This is a genomic window from Pseudomonas edaphica, assembly GCF_005863185.1.
GTDB classification, from domain to species: Bacteria; Pseudomonadota; Gammaproteobacteria; order Pseudomonadales; family Pseudomonadaceae; genus Aquipseudomonas; species Aquipseudomonas edaphica.
On the sequence record NZ_VBVZ01000205.1, the window covers coordinates 1 to 9,746 of the forward strand.

General features: G+C 60.9%; 7 protein-coding genes. All 7 read left to right on the plus strand.

Annotated elements, in window-relative coordinates; all coding sequences use genetic code 11:
• Nucleotides 1–5 precede the first annotated feature (5 nt).
• Complete coding sequence (locus FEM54_RS15260; RefSeq protein WP_138451724.1) at nucleotides 6–1,931, plus strand: DUF7844 domain-containing protein; 1,926 nt, start codon at nucleotides 6–8, stop codon at nucleotides 1,929–1,931.
• A 256-nt stretch (nucleotides 1,932–2,187) separates the two neighbouring features.
• A complete protein-coding gene (locus FEM54_RS15265) occupies nucleotides 2,188–3,495 on the plus strand; it encodes a CitMHS family transporter (protein WP_017139070.1) in 1,308 nt (435 codons plus the stop codon).
• A 65-nt stretch (nucleotides 3,496–3,560) separates the two neighbouring features.
• Nucleotides 3,561–4,328 (plus strand): TerC family protein, encoded by a 768-nt coding sequence (locus FEM54_RS15270; protein ID WP_017139071.1) that lies wholly within the window; start codon nucleotides 3,561–3,563, stop codon nucleotides 4,326–4,328.
• Nucleotides 4,329–4,617: 289 nt separating this feature from the next.
• Complete coding sequence (locus tag FEM54_RS15275; RefSeq protein ID WP_017139072.1) at nucleotides 4,618–6,276, plus strand: Na/Pi cotransporter family protein; 1,659 nt, start codon at nucleotides 4,618–4,620, stop codon at nucleotides 6,274–6,276.
• 58 nt (nucleotides 6,277–6,334) lie between these two features.
• On the plus strand, nucleotides 6,335–7,717 hold the full coding sequence (locus tag FEM54_RS15280) for a M16 family metallopeptidase (RefSeq protein ID WP_138451720.1): 1,383 nt from the start codon (nucleotides 6,335–6,337) through the stop codon (nucleotides 7,715–7,717).
• Between the two features lie 70 nt (nucleotides 7,718–7,787).
• Nucleotides 7,788–8,819: a DUF5924 family protein gene (locus tag FEM54_RS15285; RefSeq protein WP_017139074.1), complete on the plus strand. Its 1,032-nt coding sequence runs from the start codon at nucleotides 7,788–7,790 to the stop codon at nucleotides 8,817–8,819.
• A 54-nt stretch (nucleotides 8,820–8,873) separates the two neighbouring features.
• On the plus strand, nucleotides 8,874–9,746 hold an 873-nt coding region (locus FEM54_RS15290), incomplete at its 3' end, for an ABC transporter permease (RefSeq protein ID WP_138451722.1).

A 9,746-nucleotide genomic window follows, 5' to 3' on the forward strand; every position in this document is an offset into this window, starting at 1 on the left:
GGACTGTGCTGCTCTGTGCAGGCGCAGCCCAGGCCAGCCTGCAACTGCGGCTCAAGACCGATGGCTTGAGCCCGGCCGAACAGCAGGCAAGCCAGGCGTTGCTCGACGAAGCGATGCGCGCTCTGCCGCCGCGCTTTATCGAGCAGTTGGACCGGCGTATTGATGTCGGCTGGACCGACAAGATGCCTGAAAACGCCTATGGCCAGGCTTCTCTGGTGTCCGAACTGGACCTCAACAGCAACCTGCTCGCCAGCCTCACCGACGGCAGCGCCGCCACCCAGAAGACCAATCGCCCCCATGGCACTGTGCGCCGCGAAATGCTCGCCACCGTGCTGCATGAGCTGACCCACATCTATGACCGTGCGCGCTTGTGGTCCACAGACGAGCGCCGCCTGATCCAACGCTGCAGCCGCCAGAACAACATCACCGGCCTGATCGGCCTGCCCGATCAATGCCGTGGCCAGAACGACCGTCGTTTCACCCTGAGTGACGACCCGCGCCTGCTGGACATTGCCGGCTGGCCCCAATACGTGGGCCGTCGCGGCGAGCGCGAGCAACACAACCACCAGGTCGCCCGCAGCCCCGATATCTACGAAACCACCAGCCCGCTGGAGTTCGTGGCGGTCAATATGGAGTATTTCCTACTTGACCCGAGCTATGCCTGCCGTCGCCCCGCGCTGTTTCGCTATTACAAGGAACACTTCGGCTGGGCACCGCCCGAACAAGACACCTGCGCCAAGACCTACGCGTTCCTGAACGCCGGTAACGACTTCGCCAAAACGCCGTTGGGCCAGATCGACCCGGAGCGCGTGTATGAAATCGACTACTTGCTGGCCGAGGCCAACCAAAATCTGGTGAGCCGCTGGGGCCACAGCATGTTGCGCCTGGTGATCTGCGCACCCGGCCGCCCGCGTGGTCCGGATTGCCGATTGGACCTGGACCAGCACTTGGTGTTGTCTTACCGCGCTTTCGTCGGTGACGTACAGCTCTCGAGCTGGGATGGGCTGGTGGGCAAGTACCCGTCACGGCTGTTTGTGCTGCCGTTGGCGCAGGTGATCGACGAATACACCAAGACTGAACTGCGCGGCCTGGCCTCGGTGCCGCTCAAGCTCACCCGCCAAGAGATCAACGACACCGTCGAACATGCCGCCGAGATGCACTGGAGCTACGACGGCAATTACTTTTTTATCTCCAACAACTGCGCGGTGGAGAGCCTCAAGCTGCTACGCAGCGGCAGCGCCAACCCGCAACTGACCGGCCTGGACAACATCACCCCCAACGGCTTGCTCGAGGTGCTCAGTGCCCGCGGCCTGGCTGATACCAGTGTGCTAGACGACAAGCGCGAAGCCTTGCGCCTGGGTTATCACTTCGACTCGTTCCGCGAGCGCTACCAGGCGATGTTCGACGTGCTGCGCAAACACCTGCCGATCAAGCAGACCCAAGTCGAAGACTGGCTCGCCCTCAGTGCCGCAGAACGCCGCCAGTGGTTCATCCAGGCCGACCTGCGCACCAGCGCCGCGCTGCTGCTGCTGGAACAAGCCAGCTATCGCAAACAACTGATGCTGGCCCAGGACGAAGTCAAGCAGCGCTACCTCAATGCCCGTGAGCTGAAAAACGGCGGCATGGAAAAAGCCAACAACACACTGCAACAGATCCTCGCCAACAGCGGTTTTCTAAGCCGCCCGGCGGAATTGCTCGACAGCGGCGGCTACGGCCTGCCGCAACCTTCGGAAGCCAAACGCCTGGAATCGGAAAGCGCCGAGCGCCAGAAGCAACTGCAATCGTTGACCGGCGATCTGGATAAAGAGGTGAGGGCGCTGCTGGACCCTTCACGCGCCGACGAGATTGCCGCCTGCGAAGCCAACCTCAAGCAGATGGGCGAGCACCTGCGCGCCTTGCACAAAGCCTCAGGCGGTTTGGAGCTGCCCTGAGTCACCTTAAAGAAAACTCCTACAAACCTTCCATCATCTGACTTGCACAGCGAAAGCTGGCTGAAAGCTTCCCCGTCTAGGATCGCCCCCACTGCCGGCAACAGACCGGCTGTAAACAACAACAATGGTGATTCCTGATGTCCGCTACTACCCGCCTGTTCGCTCCAACTCCACTCGTACGCTACGTGCCTTTCGTACTGCGCTGACCCCAACCCGGTTCGCCATTCCCTAGCCGCGCTACGCCCGGAGTATTCCTATGCTGACTTTCCTTGGCTTCGCCATGGTCATCACGTTCATGTACCTGATCATGACCAAGCGCCTGTCCGCGCTGATTGCCTTGATCATTGTGCCAATCCTGTTCGCCCTGTTTGGTGGTTTTGCCCCCGAGATCGGCCCGATGATGCTTGCGGGCATCACCAAGCTTGCGCCGACCGGCGTAATGCTGATGTTCGCCATTCTCTACTTTGCCCTGATGATCGACTCCGGCCTGTTCGACCCGGCCGTGCGCAAGATCCTCAAGATGGTCAAGGGCGACCCGCTGAAAGTCTCGGTCGGCACCGCCGTACTGGCCCTGGTGGTGTCCCTGGACGGTGACGGCGCCACCACTTACATGATCTGCGTGGCCGCCATGCTGCCGCTGTACCAGCGCATCGGCATGAGCCCGCGGATCATGGCCGGCCTGATCATCCTCGCCGGCGGCGTGATGAACATGACGCCGTGGGGCGGCCCGACTGCCCGCGCCGCGAGTGCTTTGCATGTAGACCCGTCGGACATCTTCGTACCGATGATCCCGGCCATGGCTGTCGGCGTCGTGGCGATCCTGGTGATTGCCTATATGTACGGCAAACGCGAACGTGCCCGCCTGGGTGAACTGCACCTGCAGGGCGACGAGATCGATCACAGCGAGATCAGCGTGTCGCAATTCCCTGACGCCCGTCGCCCCAAGCTGATCTGGTTCAACGGCGCACTGACCTTCGCACTGATGTGCACCCTGATTGCCGGCCTGTTGCCGCTGCCAGTGCTGTTCATGGTGGCGTTCAGTATCGCGATGATCGTCAACTACCCGTGCCTGCAACAGCAGAAAGACCGCGTCGCCGCCCACGCCGGCAGCGTGCTGGCAGTCGTCGGGCTCATCTTCGCCGCGGGCATCTTCACCGGCATTCTGTCCGGTACCGGCATGGTTGATGCCATGTCCAAGAGCTTGCTGGCGGTTATCCCGGAAGCGCTGGGCCCGTACCTCGCAGTGATCACCGCGCTGGTAAGCATGCCGTTCACGTTCTTCATGTCCAACGACGCGTTCTACTACGGCGTACTGCCTGTGCTCGCCGAAGCGGCCAGCCATTACGGTATCACCGCTGTGGAAATGGCCCGTGCGTCCATCGTTGGCCAACCCGTACATTTGCTCAGCCCGCTGGTACCATCGACTTACCTGCTGGTGGCCCTGGCCGGGATCGAGTTTGGCGATCACCAACGCTTTACCCTCAAGTGGGCAGTGCTGGTGTGCCTGTGCATAATGTTCGCCGCTTTGCTGATGGGGATTTTTCCGCTGTTCAGCACTCTATAATCGTAACGACTTGACCGCGCGGCGCTGCAGCTTGCGCGGTTTCACATTTGCTCAAAGGAATACACATGGAATGGCTGACCAATCCGGAAATCTGGATTGCCTTCTTCACCCTGACGGCCCTCGAGATCGTCCTGGGCATCGATAACATCATCATGATTTCGATCCTGGTCAGCCGCATGCCCAAGCATATGCAGGCGCGCACCCGGATCTTCGGCCTGGCCCTGGCCATGGTCACGCGAATCCTGTTGCTGCTGTCGATCACCTGGGTCATGCAACTCACCGCCGACCTGTTCGTGGTCTTCGGCCAGGGCATCTCCGGTCGCGACCTGATCCTGTTCTTCGGTGGCCTGTTCCTGCTGTGGAAAAGCTCCCAAGAGATGTACCACGCCCTCGAAGGTGAAGACGAAACCCACGACGAGCCGGGCGGCAAGGGTGGCAAGTTCATCTACACCATCATCCAGATCGCGATCATCGACATCGTGTTCTCCCTGGACTCGGTTATCACGGCTGTCGGCATGGTTTCCCATGTGCCGGTCATGGTCGCTGCGATCGTGGTAGCCGTACTGGTGATGATGCTGGCTGCGGGCACCATCAGCGAATTCATCGACAAGCACCCGTCGCTGAAGATGCTGGCGCTGTCGTTCCTGCTGGTGGTGGGTACGGTGCTGATTGCCGAATCCTTCGACGTGCATGTGCCAAAAGGCTACGTCTACTTCGCCATGGCGTTCTCGCTGGCAGTAGAAGCGGTGAACATCAAGATGCGCACCGCCATCGCGAAAAAGAAGAAACAGCAGGATCCTGTGAAACTGCGCAAGGACATTCCGGGTCAATAAACCTGACCCGCTGCTGTTGATCGTTGTTGATCGTTCCCACGCTCCGCGTGGGAATGCCGCCTCAGGACGCTCCGCGTCCGCCCTCAAAGCGACGCAGAGCGTCACGGGATGCATTCCCACGCAGAGCGTGGGAACGATCTTCATGACAGTTTTGTTTCAATCCCCACTTTAGCTATGCGATGCTGGCGCAGAGCCCATTCGCCAACTACAGCTTAAGTACAAGACGTAGAACGGCACGCGGCAATTCTCATTTGCTCTTTCTGGAGCACACCCACACGGGGGGCCGAGCATGCTGACCTTGCTCAATCTGCTTTCCGCCGTGACCCTGCTTATCTGGGGCACGCACATCGTCCGTACCGGCATCTTGCGGGTCTACGGTTCCAACTTGCGCCAAGTCATCGGGCAGAACATGTCCAAGCGCTGGCTGGCGTTTATCGCCGGTATCCTGGTGACGGCCATGGTGCAGAGCAGCAACGCCACGGCGATGCTGGTGACGTCGTTTGTCGGCCAGGGCTTGATGGGCCTTATGCCGGCGCTGGCGACCATGCTCGGTGCCGACGTCGGCACGGCGTTGATGGCGCGGGTACTGACTTTCGACCTGTCCTGGCTGTCGCCACTGCTGATTTTTCTTGGGGTGATTTTCTTCCTCTCGCGTAAACAGACGCGGGCGGGGCAGATGGGCCGCGTCGGTATCGGCCTGGGCCTGATCATTCTGGCCCTGCAACTGATCGTCGAAGCCGCCGGGCCGATTACCCATGCCCAAGGCGTCAAAGTAATCTTCGCCTCGCTGACCGGCGATATTCTGCTGGATGCCTTGGTCGGCGCGCTGTTTGCGATGATTTCCTACTCCAGCCTGGCCGCCGTACTGCTGACCGCCACCCTCGCCGGTGCCGGTGTGATCGGCTTGCACGTGGCCATCGGCCTGGTGATCGGCGCCAACATCGGCAGTGGTGTGCTGGCCTTCCTCAGCACCAACATGCAGAACGCTGCCGGCCGCCAGGTCGCGCTGGGCAGCTTGTTGTACAAACTGATCGGCCTGTTGCTGATTATTCCGGTGCTCGACCCTCTCGTACGCTGGATGGATGGTTTGGACTACAGCGCCCAAGGCATGGTCATCACCTTCCATGTGCTCTACAACACCACGCGCTGCCTGATCCTGCTGCCCACCATCGGGCCAATGGCGCGCCTGTGCGCCTGGTTGCTGCCGGAACAACAGGAGACCAACGGCAAAGCCAGGCCACGTCACCTGGACCTGGCCTCGCTCGCCACCCCAAGCCTGGCGCTGGCCAACGCCGCCCGCGAGACCCTGCGCCTGGGCGACCTGATCGACAACATGCTCACCGCCATGCTCGAAGTACTGCGTGGCAAGCAAACCGCCATTACCCAGGAAATGCGCAGCCTCAGCGATGACGTCGAGGCCCTCTACAGCGCGATCAAGCTTTACCTGGCGCAAATGCCCCGCGAAGACCTCAGTGAACAGGACAGCCGCCGCTGGGCGGAGATCATCGAGCTGTCGATCAACCTCAAGCTGGCCGGCGACCTGATCGAACGTATGCTGCGCAAAGTCCAGCAGCAGAAAACCTCACAGCGCCGACAGTTCTCCGAAGTCGGCCTGGAAGAACTCACCGGCCTGCACAGCCAGTTGATTGCCAACCTGCGCTTGGGCCTGTCGGTGTTTCTCAGCGCCGACCCCGAAAGCGCCCGCCAACTGCTGCGTGAAAAGCGCCGTTTCCGCGCCCAGGAGCGCCGCCTGGCCCACGCCCACGTCAGCCGTCTGCAGCGTAAAATCGTACAGAGCATGGAGACCAGTTCCCTGCACCTGGAGCTGATTGCCGACATGAAACGCCTGAACTCGTTGTTTTGCAGCAGTGCTTATGTAGTGTTGGAAACCTCAGACACCGGCGCACTCTCCGCCGAAGATATTGCCGACATCACTCATTCGCCCTGAACATACGATGGCCCGTGAAGTCAGTTAACAATGGACCTCACCCGCCAGGAAGCTTGTTATGCGTCGCCTGTTACTTGCCTGCCTGCTCATGGGCTCGGCACACACCTTTGCCTTCGACCGCCTGCAAGTCGAAGGCTACACCTTGCCCAACGGCCTGCAATTGCTGCTCAAGCCGGGCACCGAGCGTGGGCACGTGGCGATCCGCCTGGTGGTCGGCGTAGGCCTGGATGACTTTCCCTGCGACGAAAAAGAACTGCCGCACTTGCTCGAACACTTGCTGTTCAGCGGCATCGACGGCGGTGGTGAAGGCGACCTTGAGGACCGCATGCAAGCCCTCGGCGGCGAATGGAACGCCTACACCAGCAATGCCGATACCACCTTTGTGATCGAGGCACCCGCGCAAAACCAGCGCAAGGTGCTGGACCTGTTACTGGCGATCCTCACCCGCACCGAACTGACCGACGCGAACATCAATGCCGCCAAAAAAGTGGTCGAGCGCGAAGACGGCGGCCATTACTCGCACCTGCAACGCTTGCTCGACCGCCAGGACCTGGGTCACACCGCCAGCAACCAATTGGCCGTCGAACTGGGGCTCAAATGCGCCGAACGTGCCGAAGTCAGCCAACTGACCCGTGATCAATTGCAAACCCTGCGCACACATTGGTACGCGCCCAACAACATGACCCTGATTATCGTCGGCGACCTCGACAAACTGCTTCCGGCGTACCTGGAGCGCACTTATGGTCAACTTGATCCGGTCGAACCCACCGAGCACCGGCCGCTGCCGGAAATCCAGCACACCGCCGCCAGCCATCGCGACCTTATCCACGGCTGGGTTGGTGACAGCGCCAAACTGCACTGGCTGTTCCCCGAACCGGTTTTGGACGACCAACACGATGAAACCTACGATTTGCTCAAGGACTACCTCGACTGGGCGCTGTACCGTCAGCTGCGCCTCAAGCACGGTTTGTCCTACGGCCCATGGAGTGAGCGCGAAGTGCTCGGCGGCGTCGGCTTCCTCAGCCTGAATGCCGACCTTGAGCGCGACAAACTCCCTGAGGCTGAACAGGTGTTGCAGAACCTCACGGCACAACTGCTCAAGGACGGCCTCGACCCAGCGGTATTCGCCCGCCTGCAGCAAGCTGCCATCGCGCGCCAAGCCTGGGCGGTGCAGGGTAACAGCGCGCTGGCCGACTATTACTGGAGCGCTGCCGGCGACTATGCCGATGGCCATATCAGCGACCCGGCCATGCGCATCAAGGCCGTCAACCTGGCGCAAACCAACCAGGCCATGCGCGAGGTGTTTAACCAGAAGGGCTACTGGCGCATCGAAAAACCCTTGCTGAGCTATGACGCCCTGAGCTGGATCGGTGCCGGTGTACTCGTGCTGATCGCCAGTGTGTTGATCGGCGTGCGCCTTTATCGCAAACGGATCACGTAATGAGGCACCGAACACAGGGCTAAGACGTTATTCTGTCTGGGATTTTTCCTACACCAATTGTGAATCGCCAATGCCAAATCTACCGCCCCTTATCCAGCGCATTATCGAACTGATCAAGCGCTATCCAGGGGTGATCGCACTCGGCGGTTTCATATCCGGTGTGTGCAGCTTCATCCTGGTGGACCGCCAGCAGGGCATGGCCAGCTGGATCGCGGTGATCATGCTGGTGAGCTGGCTGTGGCTGATGCTGGAAAACAGCTTTACCCAGCTGTTCGCCAAAGTCTTCAAGCGCGAAATCCCCGAGCCGCTGCTGCGCTACGCGACCCAGATGATCCACCAGGAAAGCCTGTTCTTCGTATTGCCGTTCTTTTTCGTCACCACCGCCTGGAACAGCGGCCAATCCGTATTCACTGGCCTGCTCGGCGCGGCGGCGCTGGTGTCGATCACCGACCCGCTGTACTACAAGTGGCTGGCACCCAAGCGCTCGCTGTTCCTGGCGCTGCACACCCTGACCTTGTTCGCGGCACTGCTCACCGCACTGCCCATCATCATGCACCTGACTACCGCCGAGAGTTACAAATTGGCGCTCGGCGTGGCCATGGCGCTGTCGATCCCGAGCCTGGCCGCGAGCCTGCCGCTGCGCAGCGTCAAAGGCTGGGCGATGCTGCTCGGGGTGACGGCCGCCATCGGCTGCGCCGGTTGGTTCCTGCGCAGCTGGGTGCCGCCGGCCACATTGTGGATGACCGAAGTGGCGATCAGCACCCAGCTGCAAGACCGCACACCGGGCGATGACCTCAAGGAAGTCACCGCCGCGCAACTGCGCAGCGGCGGGCTGTACGCTTACACCGCGATCAACGCGCCACGCGGGCTGGATGAGCGGATTTACCATGTGTGGAAATTCAACGGCCAAGAGGTCGACCGCATCGCCCTGGATATCCATGGCGGACGCAAGGAAGGCTATCGCGCCTGGACCCACAAGCAGAACTTCCCGGCCGACGCGGTCGGGCGCTGGCAGGTGCAGGTGTTGACGGAGGATGGGCAAGTCATCGGCGTGCTGCGTTTTAAAGTCACTGACCCAGCACAAACGGACAACCCAAAGTAGGCCGTATCGTGCTATTACGTAGCAATTGTGGATAGCCAAACAAGCTCGGAGCTTATGACCACTCGTACCACGGCCGGCGCAGCCCACCTCGACACCTCCAGCGTTCCCCCGTTGCTCAGGATTACGGGGGACTGGACGCTTGCCCACTACGCCAATCTTAAAAAGCTGAGCGACAAGCTCGACGGCCAATACGACGCCGGTGCACGCATCGACCTCAATGGCCTCGGCGCCCTGGATACCGCGGGTGCCTCGCTGCTGGTCGAGTTGCTGGGCCCGGAGCGCATCGAGCATTCCGCCGAGCAGACCGATTGCAGCTTGTCTACCGCCGACCGGGCACTGCTCAAAACCGTCTACCGCTCCCTGAACGATTTCTGCGTACCCGACAAAGAGCCGGAAGAAGCCGCCGGTATCCAAGTGCTGGCGCGTATCGGTCGAGCTGTCGACACGGTATGGCAGGACGGCATGAAACTGCTGGGCTTTATCGGCCTGATCCTCGAAACCTTCGCCCGTGGCGTTTTACGCCCCAAGCGCTGGCGCATCACACCGATGGTCGCGCATATCGAACAAACCGGCCTCGACGCTGCGCCCATCGTCGCGTTGCTGACCTTTCTGGTGGGCGCCGTGGTGGCGTTCCTCGGCGCCACCGTGCTCAAAAGCTTCGGTGCGACGATTTTTACCGTGGACCTGGTGGCCTTTTCTTTCCTGCGAGAATTCGGCGTATTGCTTACCGCCATCCTGATCGCCGGCCGAACGGCCAGCGCCTTTACCGCGCAAATCGGCTCGATGAAGGCTAACGAAGAAATCGACGCGATCCGCACCCTGGGCCTGGACCCAATGGAACTGTTGGTGCTGCCACGGGTAATGGCGCTGCTTGTGTCGCTGCCGATGCTGACATTTTTGGCGATGCTCTCGGGGATTGTCGGCGGC

Coding starts and splice junctions, on each gene's coding strand:
- FEM54_RS15265 (WP_017139070.1), top strand. CDS start 2,188: ATGCTGACTTTCCTTGGCTTCGCCATGGTCATCACGTTCATGTACCTG.
- FEM54_RS15270 (WP_017139071.1), top strand. CDS start 3,561: ATGGAATGGCTGACCAATCCGGAAATCTGGATTGCCTTCTTCACCCTG.
- FEM54_RS15275 (WP_017139072.1), top strand. CDS start 4,618: ATGCTGACCTTGCTCAATCTGCTTTCCGCCGTGACCCTGCTTATCTGG.
- FEM54_RS15280 (WP_138451720.1), top strand. CDS start 6,335: ATGCGTCGCCTGTTACTTGCCTGCCTGCTCATGGGCTCGGCACACACC.
- FEM54_RS15285 (WP_017139074.1), top strand. CDS start 7,788: ATGCCAAATCTACCGCCCCTTATCCAGCGCATTATCGAACTGATCAAG.